At 34.9% G+C, this 16,945-nt stretch carries 15 protein-coding genes; 1 reads left to right on the plus strand and 14 read right to left on the minus strand.

What is annotated here, in order from left to right:
* Nucleotides 1-20: 20 nt before the first annotated feature.
* The 3 genes from CVT15_RS05625 to CVT15_RS05635 are packed head-to-tail and all read right to left on the minus strand — an operon-like array spanning nt 21 to nt 3,080.
* Complete coding sequence (locus CVT15_RS05625; protein ID WP_087586618.1) at nt 21-1,328, minus strand: sugar transferase; 1,308 nt, start codon at nt 1,326-1,328, stop codon at nt 21-23.
* Between the two features lie 46 nt (nt 1,329-1,374).
* A complete protein-coding gene (locus CVT15_RS05630; RefSeq protein WP_103576669.1) occupies nt 1,375-2,496 on the minus strand; it encodes a glycosyltransferase family 4 protein in 1,122 nt (373 codons plus the stop codon).
* Nucleotides 2,493-3,080: a hypothetical protein gene (locus tag CVT15_RS05635; RefSeq protein WP_141083218.1), complete on the minus strand. Its 588-nt coding sequence runs from the start codon at nt 3,078-3,080 to the stop codon at nt 2,493-2,495. The genes CVT15_RS05630 and CVT15_RS05635 overlap by 4 nt, the downstream gene beginning before the upstream one ends.
* A gap of 28 nt (nt 3,081-3,108) precedes the next feature.
* Between CVT15_RS05635 and CVT15_RS05640 the strand changes: the two genes are divergently transcribed.
* Nucleotides 3,109-3,279, plus strand: a complete 171-nt coding sequence (locus CVT15_RS05640; RefSeq protein ID WP_180382245.1) for a hypothetical protein — start codon at nt 3,109-3,111, stop codon at nt 3,277-3,279.
* A gap of 610 nt (nt 3,280-3,889) precedes the next feature.
* Here the strand turns inward: CVT15_RS05640 and CVT15_RS05645 are convergent.
* The 11 genes from CVT15_RS05645 to rfbG all read right to left on the minus strand — a co-directional run bounded on the left by CVT15_RS05645 (nt 3,890) and on the right by rfbG (nt 16,941).
* Nucleotides 3,890-4,852: a glycosyltransferase family 2 protein gene (locus tag CVT15_RS05645; RefSeq protein ID WP_159070253.1), complete on the minus strand. Its 963-nt coding sequence runs from the start codon at nt 4,850-4,852 to the stop codon at nt 3,890-3,892.
* Nucleotides 4,842-5,777 carry a glycosyltransferase family 2 protein gene (locus CVT15_RS05650; protein ID WP_103576558.1) on the minus strand — a complete coding sequence of 312 codons (936 nt, stop codon included), beginning with the start codon at nt 5,775-5,777 and terminating at the stop codon, nt 4,842-4,844. The genes CVT15_RS05645 and CVT15_RS05650 overlap by 11 nt, the downstream gene beginning before the upstream one ends.
* Nucleotide 5,778: 1 nt before the next feature.
* Nucleotides 5,779-6,147: a GtrA family protein gene (locus CVT15_RS05655; RefSeq protein WP_087585304.1), complete on the minus strand. Its 369-nt coding sequence runs from the start codon at nt 6,145-6,147 to the stop codon at nt 5,779-5,781.
* Nucleotides 6,148-7,422: an acyltransferase family protein gene (locus CVT15_RS05660; protein ID WP_196373514.1), complete on the minus strand. Its 1,275-nt coding sequence runs from the start codon at nt 7,420-7,422 to the stop codon at nt 6,148-6,150. It lies immediately after the preceding gene.
* Nucleotides 7,423-10,331: 2,909 nt separating this feature from the next.
* Nucleotides 10,332-11,660: a lipopolysaccharide biosynthesis protein RfbH gene (gene rfbH / locus CVT15_RS05665; protein ID WP_103576462.1), complete on the minus strand. Its 1,329-nt coding sequence runs from the start codon at nt 11,658-11,660 to the stop codon at nt 10,332-10,334.
* Nucleotides 11,657-12,304 carry an NAD(P)-dependent oxidoreductase gene (locus CVT15_RS10165; RefSeq protein ID WP_343219222.1) on the minus strand — a complete coding sequence of 216 codons (648 nt, stop codon included), beginning with the start codon at nt 12,302-12,304 and terminating at the stop codon, nt 11,657-11,659. Before CVT15_RS10165 ends, rfbH begins: the two co-directional genes overlap by 4 nt.
* Nucleotides 12,256-12,585, minus strand: coding sequence for an NAD-dependent epimerase/dehydratase family protein (locus tag CVT15_RS10170; RefSeq protein ID WP_269059520.1), 330 nt, complete (start codon nt 12,583-12,585; stop codon nt 12,256-12,258). Before CVT15_RS10170 ends, CVT15_RS10165 begins: the two co-directional genes overlap by 49 nt.
* Nucleotides 12,582-13,367, minus strand: coding sequence for an aldolase/citrate lyase family protein (locus CVT15_RS05675; RefSeq protein WP_087586610.1), 786 nt, complete (start codon nt 13,365-13,367; stop codon nt 12,582-12,584). The genes CVT15_RS10170 and CVT15_RS05675 overlap by 4 nt, the downstream gene beginning before the upstream one ends.
* Nucleotide 13,368: 1 nt before the next feature.
* Complete coding sequence (locus tag CVT15_RS05680) at nt 13,369-14,097, minus strand: HAD-IIA family hydrolase (protein ID WP_103576460.1); 729 nt, start codon at nt 14,095-14,097, stop codon at nt 13,369-13,371.
* Nucleotides 14,090-15,880, minus strand: coding sequence for a thiamine pyrophosphate-binding protein (locus CVT15_RS05685; RefSeq protein ID WP_087586611.1), 1,791 nt, complete (start codon nt 15,878-15,880; stop codon nt 14,090-14,092). Before CVT15_RS05685 ends, CVT15_RS05680 begins: the two co-directional genes overlap by 8 nt.
* Nucleotides 15,880-16,941: a CDP-glucose 4,6-dehydratase gene (rfbG, locus tag CVT15_RS05690; protein ID WP_103576459.1), complete on the minus strand. Its 1,062-nt coding sequence runs from the start codon at nt 16,939-16,941 to the stop codon at nt 15,880-15,882. Before rfbG ends, CVT15_RS05685 begins: the two co-directional genes overlap by 1 nt.
* Nucleotides 16,942-16,945 lie beyond the last annotated feature (4 nt).

Raw genomic sequence — 16,945 nt, forward strand, 5'->3', positions numbered from 1 at the left:
TTTTTTCCTTTTTAATGAAATTAGCTTGCGCCTTTACACATTAAAACAACCTTAAAGGTCATTATGATTATCACGATATCGTTCCAGATGCACCAGTTTTTCATATACCACGCATCCATTCGCGCCCTCGTCTCAAAGTCTACGTCGCTCCTGCCGCTAACCTGCCAAATGCCGGTAATTCCAGGCAAAACCGCCAAGATTAGCTCGGCGTATCGCCCCATATCCTTGCGTTCATACTGCGCGCACGGGCGAGGGCCTACGATGCTCATCTCACCCTTTAGGACGTTGATTAGCTGAGGTAGCTCGTCAAGAGAACTTTTTCTGAGGAAATTCCCAAGCTTGGTTACGCGCGGATCGTTTTCGTATTTATGATATTTTTCAAAATACTCCACTTCTTGCGGATTTTTTTCAAGATACTCTTTTAAAATTTCGGCTCCGTTTTCTCTCATCGAGCGAAATTTAAGACACCCAAACAGCTTGCCGTTTAGCCCCATCCTTTGATGCGAGAAAAATATCTTGCCTCTTGGTTCGCTTATCTTCATAGCGATAGCGACCGCGCAAAAAATCGGAATCAAAAGCGGCAAAGCCATAACTATCAAAAATATATCAAGCCCTCTTTTTAGCGCAATGTTAAATTTACTCTGCAAAGAGTTATGTATCGCAAAAAGGCTCGTGCGGGAGTTAAATAGGTTGTAAATATGAGCCTGCGTAAAATCGTAACCTCTAAGCACGGGCGTGAATAAAATCTCTTTATTTTCCTTGATATTTTGCTCTATTAGCTCATTTAGCTTCTGCACGCTCATGCCGCTACCGCCTATAAAAAGCGACTCATACTCGGTCTGCGCGCGAATATAGCCTAGGTATTTATCATCAAAAATCGCCAGCTCAAACTCCTTGTTCTCGCCTAAAATTTTAGCTTTTTTTTTCCAAAAGCCTAGTTTAAAGAGCAAAATTTTAGCTATAAATTTAAAAGCCGGGATAATAAAAATCATAAAGCCAAAGCCCAAAATCAAGCTAGCTCTTGAAAAATCATAGTTTATCTTTAGCAAGGCAAGTGCAGCTAAAGTAAGCAAAAGCCCAAAAAAACAGCTCTTTACCGCTATGGCGCACTCGTGCCAAAAATCATACCTCCTAGCATAAATCCCTTGATAAAAAAACAAGGCTATCATCAAGGCATAAGCGATTCCAAAGCCCTGATACTTGGATATATCAAGCAACACGTGGTCGCCGTAAAATAAATTTTTAAGCTCGACTGCTATACCAAAAGACACCCAAATAGCCAAAAGATCGACCAAAAGAAGTATCGCTTTACAAAGATATTTTTTCATTTTTCCATCCAGATACGCGCTGCGCGAATTTCGCGCTTGGCGGCGACTATTTTATTTTTTCTTTAAATTTTTCGTATTTTTTCTCGACGTAGCTTTTGATCTCGGCTTCAAAACGCGCGCGCGAAAACCTTAGCGAATTTTCCCTGATTTTTACGGGTTCGAATTTATCATGATTTTGCTCAAATTTAGCTACGGCGGCAAGCATCTCTTTTGTGTTCTGCTCCATAAAATATAACCCGCTCTCGCCGTCAATCACCGTCTCGCGAGCGCCGCCGCGACCAAAGCAGATCACGGGCGTACCGCATGCCTGCGCTTCTACGGGCGTGATACCAAAGTCCTCCTCGGCAGCAAAAACAAACGCCTTAGCCCGCCCCATGAGATCCGCCATCGTCTCATTGTCCACAAAGCCCAGAAGCTCGACGTTTTTACCAGCTTTCGATTTGATTTTAGCCATATCGGGACCATCGCCGATGACGAGCAGTTTTTTATCCGTCTGCGAAAACGCCTCCACGATTAGATCAATCTTTTTATACGGCACCATGCGCGACGCGGTGAGATAAAAGTCCTCTTTGGCTTCGCGCAGCGTAAATTTATCCACGTCCACGGGCGGATAGATTACATTGCTAGGCTTGCCGTAAATTTTCTCGATTCGGCGCGCGATATAGCGGCTATTTGCGACGTAGTGATCCACGCGGTTTGCGGCGCTTGCGTCCCAAAGTCGAATTTTATGTAAAAAATACTTCACTAGCGCGCCTTTTAAACCGCGATCTAGCCCGCTTTCGCGCAAGTACTGATGATACAGATCCCATGCGTAGCGGATCGGCGTGTGCACATAGGCGATGTGAAGCTGCCCCTGATGAGTCAAAACTCCCTTTGCGACGGCATGCGAACTGGATAGCACGACGTCGTAGCCGCTTAGATCAAACTGCTCTATCGCAAGCGGAAATAGCGGCAGGTAGTTGCGGTATTTACTCTTCGCAAAGGGCAAATTCTGAATGAAACTCATATGGGCACGCTTGCCTTTTAGAATTTTATTCCGATCCGTATCGCTTAAAAAATCGATGAGACCGTAGATTTCAAAATCATCCCAAATATTGGTAAAACTCTCAACGCATTTCTCCGCACCAGCATAGGTACTGAACCAGTCGTGAATTAGGGCTTTTTTCATTTAAACTCCGCCGTATTTGCAAATCTAAACAATCGTATCAAATTTTTTCTCTTTAACGCAAACAAAAATATAAACATCGCCGCCGCCAAACAAAACGAATAGGCTTCGCCCGCCGCGCGGGATAAAAAAACGAAGCAAACGCTGCAAAAAAAATCCGTCCCGATATTGTAAAAATTTACGCTGTTTATAAATTTAGCTAGCTCGCGACTTAACGCAACGTATTTTAAGAAAAGAGATAAAAATAGACAAAACATTATGATAAATAGATCGTCCGATACGACTACCGCAAGCATTATAAATATCGAAAACAGGGTCAAAATTATTAAATTTACGCGAAGCATCTGCCGCTCTTTTCGCAATGCTTTAAAATATGAATTGGTAAGCAAAAGCGTCTTTCCTTCGCATAAAAATATAGCAAAAATTATCGGCATATAATGCAGCGCGTCCGCGTATTTTGGCAGCCACAGAGCAAGCAATATCTGCATCGGATACGCAAAAAGAAATAAAAATATAAATATGGCGGATAGTCCGTCGTCTAAAATTTTAAAAATTTCATTTTGCTCGTTAGCGCTTTTATTCCGCAAAATCGGAAACAAAATCGCCGAAAATGCGTTGATAAAAAATAGAGCGAAATTTAATAACGACAATACTAGCGAAATTTTTCCGAATACTATAACGCTAAATTTCCATGCGATCATCGATCTTGCTATAAAAATCAAAAATATATTACAAAGCGTAGAGATCGTTAATCTTATACCTATTCGCATATTTTTGAATATATAAAATAAGCTTTTTACGAAGGGGGTCGTTTTTGCCTTAAAAACGTCTCTGCATAAAAAACAAATATAAGCGAAAGATATAAATCTGGCAAAAATAAATGAAAATATCAAAAACCTAGCTTTATCAAAATCTACGAAATAAACGATTGCAATGGACGATAAAACAAAAATTCTCTCTATAAGTAAAACTACGATAGACTTTTTAATCTCATTTATGCTTTGCAAAAGATTATATAAAAACGATCTAGGCACCGTAATAGCGCCCGAAATAGCGATATATAAAAATAGTCTTTTATCGAATGAAAAGGTATAGACGGCAAAAAATATAATTAGGCATTCTAGGGCATATAAAATTTCCATAGCGTAAATTTGAGATTTTAAAGTTCGCTTTAAAATCGATTCAAACCGCCTGCCGCCGTATCTTAGATATATGCCGTCGGATAGCCCGAAATGCAAAAGCTCTACGTAATTTGCGAAAAATATAAACAGCTGATAATATCCGAAACTTTCTAAAGATAATAATTTAGGCAGTACTAAAATCGATACTACGGACGTAAAAGCGAAAAATATCTGCGCTAGCGCCATGTATGAAATTTTAGATATCAAATTCCGTCCTAAATCGTTTTTTGCATAAATTTAATCATTAAGAGACCTAGCTTTTTCGGGATCCACATCGCGCTGACCGTAAATATCCAAAATAGCGGATATTTCTTATAAATTTCATATAAATTGCGAAAGCAGTTTTCATTTCTAACCGCCGAAAGCCCGTTGCGTATCCGAATAATATTGGCGGGATAATAATATATTAAAAGTCTTTTCCTAAAAATTTCGGTTATAAATTTCGCATCGTAATTTTTCTCGATCAAACTTAACGTATCGTTTAAATTTATACCGAAAACTTTGGAAAAATTATAGTTTCCACTATTAAACTGCCTCGCCGCATAGATTTTATCAAATACGACTGCTTGCTTATCGGATAAAATTGCGCACGCTATATTCCAATATAGCTGTCCTAGATTGTTATTAGCTATCGTATTTAGGTCAATTTTATCAAATAGGCTTTTATTTACGATATTGGACGTTATAAAGGTTAAATTAGTATGCGCTTCTTGGATAAATTCCGCTTTAGCGCCGTCGTAAATTTTGAAATTCTTAAATTCTTGAAATTCCGCAGGGCTAGTCTCATCAGTAAAATTTTGAGCTTTTAAATGAACGATGCCGAATGCGGTTGGGGCATCCAGTATTTGCGCTAAATACAAAATCGTATCGTCAAATACCAAATCATCGTCGCCGAATATCCACACATATTTTCCGCGCGATAGCGAGATCGCTTTTTTAAAATTATTATCCGCGCCTATATTCTCATCGTTTTTTATATATTTTAGAAATTTATGCTTGGCGTATTTTTTTACAACGTCGCGAGTCTCATCCGTAGAAGCGTTATCTAAAATCAAAATTTCAACGTCATTTCGCCCGCTTTTACGCACGCTTTTGCATAGGCTATTTAGACTTATATCTAAAAATTTCGCCCTATTATAAGTAGGTATAGCGATGCTTAAAAGTATCTCATTCGTCAAAATTTATTCTTTCTTTCTCAAAGACCAGTGGACGATTTAGTACCTGAGTATAGATCGCGCCGACGTATTCGCCTATTATACCGATGAAAAATAAAATTCCGGACGAAACGAAGGAAAAAAGTATGATAAGAGGCGCTATGCCCACGCTCATCTCGTCCCAATATATGAGTTTTAGCACGAAATAAACGAGTCCCACCACTATGCTTAAAACGCCCGTTATCATACCTATGAAAGTCGCAAGCCTAAGAGGGACTTTGGAATTGCAGATTATGCCCAAAATCCCCATATCGTAAAGCGTGTATAAATTATTTTTGGTAACTCCGCGAATTCTTATAGGCTGATCGTAATGAATTTTAGCTACCTTATAGCCCGCTTCCGCAAGCATTCCGCGAAAAAACGGATACGGATCGTTCATCCGCCTAAGCGCCGCGATGACCTTTTTATCAAAAAGCCCGAAGCCAGTGAAATTCTTAAAAATTTCGATCTCGGAAAGTTTGGAGAGCAGCTCGTAGTAAAGCTCACGTATCTTAAACATAACGCCTTTCTCCTCGCTATCGCGCTTAATGGCAAGAACTAGATCATTGCCTTCTTGCCACTTTTCTATGAGCCCCGGTATCATCTCGGGCGGGTCTTGCAGATCTGCTACGATAGAGATCACGGCATCCCCTTCCGCCCCCAAAAGCGCATAGGTCGGGGATTTGATATGACCGAAGTTTCTAGAATTTACGATGATCTTTAAATTCTTATCATTTTTTGCAAGAGCTTTTAAAATTTCGACCGTTCTATCGGTAGAAGCGTTGTCTATAAAAATATGCTCGTATGCATACTGTGGGAATTGTGACATCGCTTTTTTAACCCTCGCATAGACCTCCTTCACGTTTTCTTCCTCGTTAAAACACGCGGTAACGACGCTAATTTTTTTCATATCATCTCCTAAAAACAAAAAATTTATTCAATATAAACGAAATTATGGCTAGCGGTACAACCAATACGAAGCCGTTTATATACATATTCTCAAATCCGAGCCGTTTAAAGAGCCATAAGAAAAATATGTTTAAGAGATATGTTATAACATATACCAAAACAAATTTAAAAATCAGCCTATTATCGCTACTACCGAATACTAGATTGCCTATAGTTTTAAAGTTAAATAATACACCCAGTATCGTAGAAAACAACACGGCAAGAGGATAATATAGACCGATATAGATAAAAAGAGCAAACAGCCCGTATCCGAAAGCGGTGTTTAGAATTCCGACGAGGAGGAAGGATATGAGTTGGCGTTTTATAGGCATTTAGACGCCCTTTTTCTTATACGAACCCATCGGTTTTTCTATGAAGATATATGATAGAAACCCAAAGAACAAACAATAACAAAGCCCTATAAGCAAATTAAGACCTATACCTAGATGATACTGCTCTATGATTTGATGCACTTTAAAAAGAACGGGCTCATGCCAAACATAAATTACAAAGGTCATAATTCCAAAATAATGTAATATGTTTTTATTATTTTTAATGTCAAATAATATATCTTTATACTCTATTAGAATAATTAAGAAAAACGTCATTAATGCAGTAAAAGTAGGTAAAAGATAAATAAATTTCTCCGCATAAAATTCTATATAGTTGTTAAAAGTATAATAGCTAAAAAAGAAATTTACGAACAATAAAAGCGCCAGTATTATTCCTATAAAAAAGCCAATATATTTAAATTTATATTTTCTACTTATATCATCTATATATAAATTTGCTAATATACCAAATAGAAATAAGTCTATATTGCAATACAATGGCTTATAGATACATCTATCCCAAAATTCGAAATCAACTGCACCACTATAATTTATTTTATATAAGGCAAATCTTTCTATTACGCCAAACGCAATAACTAAAAATAATACCTTGTTTAATCCAATCTTATCCGATATAAAAATGATAAACTGTACCAAAAAAGGAACCAGGATATAAAATTGAATTTCTGTACTCAAAGACCATAGCGCGCCATCAATATTTATATTTAGTAAACTATCGTTTGTAAACGTAGCTACTCTTATAAGCGATTTGATATTTTCTGGTCGAAAAATTTCAGGATGTACGAAAATAGCAAGGGTAAATATGCAAAAATAATATATAGGAAATATTTGCAAAATTCGGTTTTTATAGAAATATAGAATTCCGCTATCACCATAAGAATATCTTTTTGTAATAAATGCTTTGCCCATAAGAAACCCCGATAAAACAAAAAATATCCATACCCCTCCCCATGCAGATGGGTACTTCAAAAAGGTTAGATCAATATCACCCATAAATATCTTGCTTAAATTTTCATTTACCTTAGAATTATAAAAAATAATGTATCCATGTATTATAAATACCATAGCCCATGCTATAGTCCTTAATAAAAGCAGTTTATTATAAATATTTTTATTATATATGTAGTTCTTTGATAAATTAAATATATTATTTTTGTTTATACTAGATAATATTAATTTAATATTTATTAATATTAATATGACTAGTAGTATTATAAGATAAAAAGAGAAATCATAATTATTTAAATTGGTCAAAATAAAATCATTGCTTAAAATTTTTCCATTTTTAAATTCTCTGCTACTGTCAAATCCTCCTCCAAATTTTATATTACTAAATTTTGGGTATACATTAGAAAAAAATCATTTATAATATTTTTTTCCATTAAGATTTATATATACTTTATGATCAATATAAATTATTTGTAATTTATATATTTGATTTAAGTTTGATTTGGTATCAATATTTATAGGAATACCAAATAGCTTGCCATTAGCATCTGGAAAAAAGTAAATAGGCACTATCTTCACTAAATTCTAATCGCAATCCTTCATTATAATCCGCCGTTTGAAATAAGTTTTCATAGCTGTTTATTATTCTATCAAATTTGAATTGTATATTAGTCTTAAAAAAATATTTTCACCATTTATTGCATTAGAAGTAGACTGATATAGAGTACTTAAAGCAATATTAAGATTTTGATTAATAATTCTTTGACTTGCGATAACTACTGAAAGAGACATTACTAAAATAAACAGCAATACTATAAAAAAATATATTATATTTTTCTTATATACATTAATTAATTTACCTTTTTTTCGATAAGCACATAATTATTTTTTTTAACATCATTAAATAGCCTACTCAGAGTCTTAAGCTTAGGAATTCTCTGTTTTTATATTTTCATTATACCAATAACTACCATATATATCAAAAAAATTACGTTTTCCAATTTCTAATTCATAATCTCTATCTATATCGCTATCCACATATAATATATCGGCATCTTTTATTCAATAATTCAATAACCTCTTTATATTCTATATCTGATACCAAAAAAAGATTTTTAATTCAAAAATATTTTTAATCCGGAATATTTCTTTGAAAAAAATTGCAATACATTATCATATTTTTGAAATCATATAGATTTTACTATCACTACTAGAATATTTATCTATAAGTTTTAAAGAATCTTCAAATAACTCGAAAGAATATGTTGAAACAATGCCACCAGCCCTATCATGATTCCAAACATAAGTTTTATGATTATTAAAAAAATTAAATTAAAATTATATATATCAGAAAAAAATATGCAAAAAGGTAGTTTTATATAATAAAAAAATTAAACATATAAAAAAATAATACTATGCAATACTTGTTTATATTTGATTTTTTTATAGCGGCTAATACAATAAAAAAAGGTAACGAAAAATATAAATACATTCATGGATAGATTATCCAATTTCCATATAAAAATAAGTGTATAAAAAAACTCCGTATAAAAACAATAAAAAAATATAACTGTCTAAATACTTATATTCTTTTTAATTTATTAAAAAAACAAAATCAACATTAACCACTGGATTGCAACAATAGCAAGTATAAAGAAGAATAGAGTCATCGGTATATTAAATGAATAGAATCCATCCAAAAAAATATTTTATGGATGGATTTTTTTCATTAGCGGATATTCAATATAAGAAACAAACCCTGATATTGCATAAATTGCGACTAATACTAATCTAATTATTGATAATCTTTTTTCATAAATAGTTAGTAACACATACCTTATAATAAACGTTCCAAGTAGTGATACAAAAATAAATAAGCCAAAATCATTAGACATTAAAATAGATAAAACTGCAAGTAACGATGCCAAAAACAACAAGTATTTACTTGGTTTCGGCGCACGAGATGCATAGTATAATAGCAAAACGATAATCAAGTCAAAAAAATGTCTTGTATCTATAACGCCCGGGGCATAGTGATAGGCATAATATGGTATAAAAAGAAGCCTAATACAAGCCAGAAGTATTAGACAACCCCTAAGTGTAATATCATCGAAAAGTGATACTATGAAATATACAGTGATTAAGAAGTAAACTAAATTAACAATATTTTTTTGATTTTTTTCAAAAATTGTTTATATTAAAAACCACCTAACATTTCCGATATATAATCAATAGTATATAAACTAAAAATAGCCATATTGAGAAAAAAATTTTCTGAGTTATTTCTATATGATTTTTATATCACTTATTGGTAGCAACATAAAAAGAGGCTTCATGCCAATAATATCTACTTAAAAACTTGCATATTTTGTTCAAATATATTATAAGAAATAAAAATCAACTTTATTTTTTTAAGCTCATCGAGTGAGTCTGCATAAAATAATGGGTACTCCAAAAACATCTTTTGCCCATTATCGTTTAATAAATTTTTCTAAAAAAACTATTATCCCTATAATCAGCTTCTGCTAGAGTTAAATTTAAATCTCTACTATACTGTACATTAGCTATATGCCCCTTATACATCCCCAATAGGTATGAATATCTTTTTATTATATGAATCAAAAAAACAAAGTATTTTTGGATTATTAAAAAAAGGTAAAGCCACTTCCTTTTTTTATCATCCAACAGTATATTATCAAAAAGAGTTATACACATATGAAGTTAGAGCAGGGTTAAAAAAAGTAGGTTATTATTTATATACTTATGGTTGGATACATTAATATCTTTTAAAAATAGTCTCCTCATCTATATATTTAAATTCATTGGCTAACTTATAATTTGTAGCTATACCGTAAACATAAAATAATAGTTGAAACAATATAGCAAAAGCAGATATAACAACTACGACTTTTTGATTTATTTTATTTTTTTCAGCCGGCACAAACACATTCTCATATTTTTATTATCCATATAGCATTTAACCCATAAAAACTATTGAAAAAAAGGCTGAAACCATAAATATATAAAAAAAGATAAAAAAATAAAAAAATAAAAATATTTATCTTTATTAATAAAAATAATATGCCCAATAATTATATTGGAAAGTTTGATAATTTGGGTCTGAAAAAAATTATGAAAAATAGTATACGAAACTTTGTATACTAAAACAATAAAAATAATAAACAATAAAATACAAATAGCTATTTTATTTTTACTCATTTACTAGCCACAAATCTAACAATTACATCTATAATATACTTTATCTTTTCAGCACTCATGCCAGGATACACCCCTATCCAAAAGCTATCGTTCATTATCTTATCGGTATTTTTAAGCTCGCCTACGACGCGATAATCCTTACCCACTTGCAGATCTGCAAATAGCGGATGTCGCGTCATATTTCCAGCGAATAGATTTCTGGTTTGAATTCCCGCTTTCTCTAAATACTCGCTAAGATCGTTTCTACTAAATTTCGCTCCGTCCGCGACGGTCATCATAAAACCAAACCAACTTGGATCAGAATTTGGTTGAAGTGTTACCAAAATAAGCTCTTTTATATCTTTTAGCCCATCATATAGTCTTTTAAAATTTTCTTTGCGCCTAGCTATAAATGTAGGAAATTTCTCTATCTGAGCGCAGCCCACAGCAGCTTGCATATCAGACACTTTTAAGTTAAAGCCAAAATGAGAATATACATATTTGTGATCATAGCCTATCGGAAGCTCGCCAAATTTTTGTGAAAAACGCTTTTTACAAGTATTATCCACCCCGCTTTCGCACCAGCAGTCGCGCCCCCAATCACGCATACTTAGCATAATTTTTTTAAGCAACGGATTGTTTGTATATGTAGCGCCACCCTCGCCCATCGTCATATGATGAGGCGGGTAAAAGCTGCTTGTACCTATATCTCCCCATGTACCAGTTGGCTTACCATCATACAGAGAACCCAGCGCATCGCAATTATCTTCGATAAGCCACAAGTCATGCTTATCACAAAATTCTTTCACAGCCTTTATATTAAAAGGGTTCCCCAGGGTATGAGCTACCATAACGGCTTTCGTTTTTGGACTAAGCGCAAGCTCGAGCTTTGTATGATCTATGTTAAAATACTCAAGCTCCATATCAACAAAAACAGGAACGGCACCATATTGCACGATAGGCGCAACCGTCGTAGGAAAGCCCGCCGCCACGGTTATGACCTCGTCGCCGCGCTTTATACGACGCTCCTTCAAAAGCGGCGAAGTAAGCGCAAAAAATGCGAGCAAATTCGCGCTACTTCCGCTATTTACCAAAAACGCCCATTTTACGCCAAGCATTTTGGCAAATTCTTTTTCAAATTTTTTGGAATATGCGCCATATGTGAGCCAAAAATCAAGTGAACTATCTACTAAATTTACCATTTCGTGCTCATCAAAAACCCTGCCTGCGTAATTTACGCGACTTTTGCCAGGCTCAAATTTAGCGTGCTGTGCCGGCTCATGAACCAGTCTATAATACTCTTTTGTCTTTTCTAAAATTTCTTGTTTTAATTCTTGAGGGGTCATTTTTTACCTTTCCAAATTTCATTGATTTTTCCCAAATATGGGTCTTTTTTTATGGTATCTAAGTCTAGGCTAGTAAAATTTTGCTTAAAATATTTACGAATTTTACCAATCACTTCCAAATGCGGCGTAAGCTTAAATTTATCTTTCATTTCAGATTTTAATAGGCTGTTGTCAGAAGTGTATTCGTTATTCAGCCCTTCATTTAGAGCGATTATCTCAGATTTAAAATCGCTCGCCTCATTTACTAGCGCAGCTAGGCTAAGCAAATCTACTTTTGTCCCGCTGCTTGCGTTGTAAATTTTATGCCGTGCATCATTTTCTATATAAAATTCCACTATGTTTAGCAGATCCTCAACATACATATAATCAAAAAATACATTTTGATTGATCGTGATGGGTAGGTGCAGTAGGTTTTTTACTACGGCATTTGTGATAAATTTATAGCGGTAATTCTCCATTTCGCCGTAAATTCCAAATAAACGAAGCTGGATAATATTATCCGCACAATCCTCAATGTAATGCGACGTGATAGCTTTGTAAAAACCGTATTCATCAAGCGGAAGCGCCTCTTTATAATAATCCTCGCGAGCATTTATTATCGGCTTGTGTTTTCCGTATTCCGCACCGCTTCCAAACGATATGATCTTTGCAACCTTTTTTTTTGCTTAGCAATATTGAAAAAAATCCGCAAATTGTACTCAGTCACATTTGTCATATCCAGCGTATCACGACCGCCGCCACGATTAGCTAGATGGACGATAGTATCGATTTTATGCCCACGGACAAAATCGTCAACCGCGCTTTCGTCAGTCAAATTTAGCTCGCTGCTTTTTGGAGCGAAAACGTTAAAATTTCTATTTAGCGCAAAACGCTTTTTTAGATGCGAACCGATAAAACCGCTACCGCCCGTGATGAAGAGATTCATTTGTTGCTTAGCCTTTTTTCAAGCATTTCGATTCTCTTCTCATCCTCGGACTTGATTCTGTGATAATACCTACGTTTGCTTTTAAGCCAGGCTAATTCAAATTCCACACCGGCTAAAATTCCAGCCTCCATATTATTTATTGCGTCTTTATGATAGACAATCTTTCGCGTTTCGTATTTATCAAGCAGTCCTTTGGAAATGAGATATTTAATAAAATCGCACGACTTTGCGGATATGGCTCCACCTAAACCGCATTTTAATCCCTTAGCTCTCGCTTTAGTAAAAATATTTTCACAATATCTTAGCATTTCATCGCTATCTGCAAAGCTCCTATCTTTACCCATCGAACTTGTAAAATCAACTCTTCCAATTGTTACGCCAGAAAGAATATTTATATTAGACAAGGAAAGAATATCATCAAAATTATCATAGCAGGTTATGGTCTCTACATTGATCGCAAATTCTATGTCATTGCGATTATCCTCAGCAACGAAAGTGTTTATAGCTCCCAAAAATTTACTAACGGCAAATTTTGTTTCTGCCATCGGCGCTATGATACCATTTACACCTAGAGTAATAGCGTTATATATATCGGTTACCGCTTCGACACCTCCAATTTTCATAATAATAGGAAGCCCAACTTTAGAGGTAATATCTTTTAGTCTACAAAGTTCCTCCTGCCTACTACCTTCATTCTCGTACTCTGCTTTAATCTCAAAAACACCGTATTCGTCTTTAAGTCTTTTAAGAATATCGATCATCTCGTATTCTAAAACATTCATTTTAGCTCCTTAAAATTTTATTCTTAACATCCAGCAATGTAATATCATTGCCAACTAGAATTCCTTTACAATTAAAATTCTTTGCCATAGCCATATCACTTTCCATCCTATCACCTACCACAACGATATGCTGTTTATCAAGCCCCCAATCCTTACATAAAATTTCGAGCATAAAAGGATTTGGCTTTCCTACTATATCCAGCTTAATTTCCTCATCAATACTACCAAGTATTGCACTTAGCATAGCATTGGCGCCGGGTCTTAAAAGACCACTTTCTACTGGAAAATTTTTATCTGTATTTGCTACTATTATTCTACGAGATTTTTGTAATGCAATAAGAGCTCTTGACAAAATCTCATAGTTAAAATTTAAATCGAGTCCAATTACCACGGCTTCACAACTATACTCATCCTCGACATTTATGTCTACATTCGTTAATTCGCTTTTAAAACCATGGCTACCAACTAAAAATATATTTCTTAGATCATTTCTTTGCAAAAATATAGCACTAGCATAAGCTGAGGTATATACTTTATCTACAGTAGTTCTTATACCCATATGAATTAATTTATCTAAAATTTCAGATCTTGTTTTAGTTGAATTATTAGTAAAAAATAAGACATTATAACCATTGGATTGAAGCTCATCTATAGTTTGCAAAGCAAAATTGGCAATTTTACTCCCAAAATAAATAGTCCCATCTAAGTCAAAAACTACAGCTTTATTCATCTACTGGTCTAATTATCATATTTTTATAGAATTCTTCTCGCGGTAAAAACGGAAACATATCCTCAAGTGGCTTTGAAATCATTTTGCCGTCAGGCTTTATCTTTGACGATAATTTTGGCTCCATTTTTTCAGTAGACGAAAGCATTATTTCGCAAACTATCGCGCCTGGTTTGGATAGAATTTCTTCCAGCTCCCTTTTTAAATTTAGCTGATTTTCTATCCTACAAGCTTCAAAGCCATATGCCTGTGCTAGCTTAACAGTATCCGGAAAACTCACGCCGCTATCTTTATCTGAGCCTACCTTGTGGCCTTTGAAAAAGTTATTTTGAGTATTTCTGATAGAAATATAACCAGCATTATTCAGCACAAAGATTTTGATTGGGAGCTTATTATGAATTATCGTCTGAAACTCTTGAATATTCATCTGCAAGCTACCTTCACCAGTAACGCAAATAGTATCTTTTTTACCATTTGCAAAACAAGCACCGATTGCAGCAGGCAGGTCATATCCCATAGAAGCGCAACCTGAATTTACTACCACCTTTTGATTCTCATATATGCGCAAGCTTTGATACGATGAAACACATGCTGTGCCGTTACCAAATACATAAACTAAATCTCGTTTATTATTAGATAGCACATCGAAAAAATTATATGAATCAACCCACTCTTTTACATTTTGTCTAAAAGGCTCAATCGTAGGATAATTCTTTCTGTAATTTTTACAAATTTCAAGCCAAGCTCCAAAATCCAGCTTATCTTTCAGCGCAGATCGTAAATCCGATATAAAAACCTTCGCATCGGATTTTATCTTAATATCTGCAGCAATAGTTTTTTTGTCTAGTTCGTTTTGGTCGATATCGACTAAAATTTTTTTGGCTTCTCTGCCGAAGAATTCCCAGTTATAGCTGACTGCACGGATATTTAATCTAGCACCTATGGAAATGATGAGATCGGAATTCTGCACAACAAAATTTGCCGCTCTATTGCCGATAGTGCCATATCTACCAAAAAACAACTCATGGTCATTTCTAACGATATCGTATCTAGCAAAAGTACTGATAACAGGGATTTTTAAAATTTTGATTAGTTTTAGAAAATCTTCATTCGCACCGGCAAGCGTTACGCCGTTACCAGCAATAATTACGGGACGTTCAGCAACTTTTAACGCATCTAAAATCTGCGGGATTTTTGTATCAAATTTAGGCTCTTCTGGGATTTCAAATTCTATCAAATCCGCTTCATCCACCATAGCACCTTGTATGTCTAGTGGCACATCCAGCCATACGGGTCCGGGTCTGCCATGTTTAGCCTCATAAACAGCTTTTTGCAGATGAAATTTTATGCTATTTTTATCAGTTATCATTACGGTGTATTTTGTGATAGGTCTTACGATGTCAACGATATTAACCTCTTGATCACCAAGCTGACGTAAATTTAACTCTGGTTGTGAAACAATGGTCGTTTGGAATTTTACCTGCCCCGATATGATCATCATAGGGATAGAATCCACCCAAGCACCGTAAATACCAGTAATCGCATTCGTCCCGCCAGGACCCGTGGTAACATACGCGATACCGATCTTATTTGAGACACGTGCATAACCTTCTGCAGCTATCGCACAAGCCTGTTCATGATGGTTGCAGACATACTCTAAATTTTTATTTTTACCAAGCGAATCTATTAAGTGCATATTGCCACCACCCGAGACCATAAATACAGTCTTTGCTGTATCTTTATGCTCGGCTATAAATTTTGCTATAAAATCGCTAACTTTTATCATCACACCATCTCTTTTATATAATCTTTTAAATTTTGTTCAGTATCTATTTTATTGTTTTCATAAAAACTTTTATACCATTTTATAGTTCTCTCAAAAGCAGTCTTACTATCCCACGTGGGTTTCCAACCAAGTTTTATATTTGCTTTCGAGCAATCAAGCTTTAACAAATTTGCTTCATGAGGATTTTGCGAGTTTGCCTCAAACTTAAACTCAACTTTATCCCAATGTTTTTTAAGCTCCAACAAAACATCACCTACATTATAATTACCCTCTTCGCTAGGACCAAAATTCCAACCATCAGCAAATTCCTTTTTGCCTTCCAACAACCTCTGCCCTAAAAGCAAATAACCGCTTAGGGGCTCAAGCACATGTTGCCATGGACGAGTAGCTTTTGGATTCCTTATCGATACAACTTCGCTTTTAGATGCCGCCCTAATAACATCACAAATAAGCCTATCATCCGCCCAGTCTCCGCCACCTATGACATTCCCTGCCCTAGCACTCGCGAGTAGCGTCTCATGAGATTTTTTATATTCGTCCAAATTAAAAAACGAATTTCTATACGAGCTAGTTAAAATTTCGGCGCAACCCTTTGAGGAGCTGTATGGATCGTATCCACCCATAGGATCGTTCTCTCGGTATCCCCAAACCCACTCTTTATTTTCGTAGCATTTATCGCTAGTGATATTGACGATAGCCTTGACATTATTTTTCCTGCATGCTTCAAAAACTTTTAGCGTACCAATGACATTCGTTTCGTAAGTTTCAATAGGATTTTTATATGACAATCTTACAAGTGGTTGAGCTGCTAAGTGAAAGACGATATCTGGCTTCACCTCTTTTATAGCAAGCTCCATCCTTTCAGTATCTCTTATATCGCCAAAAATACTTTTTATGTCTAAATTTAACAACTCAAAATGACTTGGCTTTGTTGGAATTTCATTTGAGTATCCAACTACATTCGCCCCCATATTTGTAAGCCAATACACTAGCCATGAGCCTTTGAAGCCAGTATGTCCCGTTACTAAAACACTCTTTCCGCTATAAAAATCTTCGAACATAGTT

Origin of the sequence: Campylobacter concisus (genome assembly GCF_003048595.2) — a bacterium.
GTDB lineage: Bacteria > Campylobacterota > Campylobacteria > Campylobacterales > Campylobacteraceae > Campylobacter_A > Campylobacter_A concisus_L.

Bases quoted from the DNA above. Each gene is read 5' to 3' on its own strand.
- CVT15_RS05655 (WP_087585304.1), bottom strand. From the start codon at position 6,147: ATGCCTATAAAACGCCAACTCATATCCTTCCTCCTCGTCGGAATTCTA.
- CVT15_RS05685 (WP_087586611.1), bottom strand. From the start codon at position 15,880: ATGATAAAAGTTAGCGATTTTATAGCAAAATTTATAGCCGAGCATAAA.
- CVT15_RS05680 (WP_103576460.1), bottom strand. From the start codon at position 14,097: ATGAATAAAGCTGTAGTTTTTGACTTAGATGGGACTATTTATTTTGGG.
- CVT15_RS10170 (WP_269059520.1), bottom strand. From the start codon at position 12,585: ATGAATCTCTTCATCACGGGCGGTAGCGGTTTTATCGGTTCGCATCTA.
- rfbH (WP_103576462.1), bottom strand. From the start codon at position 11,660: ATGACCCCTCAAGAATTAAAACAAGAAATTTTAGAAAAGACAAAAGAG.
- rfbG (WP_103576459.1), bottom strand. From the start codon at position 16,941: ATGTTCGAAGATTTTTATAGCGGAAAGAGTGTTTTAGTAACGGGACAT.
- CVT15_RS05625 (WP_087586618.1), bottom strand. From the start codon at position 1,328: ATGAAAAAATATCTTTGTAAAGCGATACTTCTTTTGGTCGATCTTTTG.
- CVT15_RS05675 (WP_087586610.1), bottom strand. From the start codon at position 13,367: ATGAATGTTTTAGAATACGAGATGATCGATATTCTTAAAAGACTTAAA.
- CVT15_RS05630 (WP_103576669.1), bottom strand. From the start codon at position 2,496: ATGAAAAAAGCCCTAATTCACGACTGGTTCAGTACCTATGCTGGTGCG.
- CVT15_RS05650 (WP_103576558.1), bottom strand. From the start codon at position 5,777: ATGAAAAAAATTAGCGTCGTTACCGCGTGTTTTAACGAGGAAGAAAAC.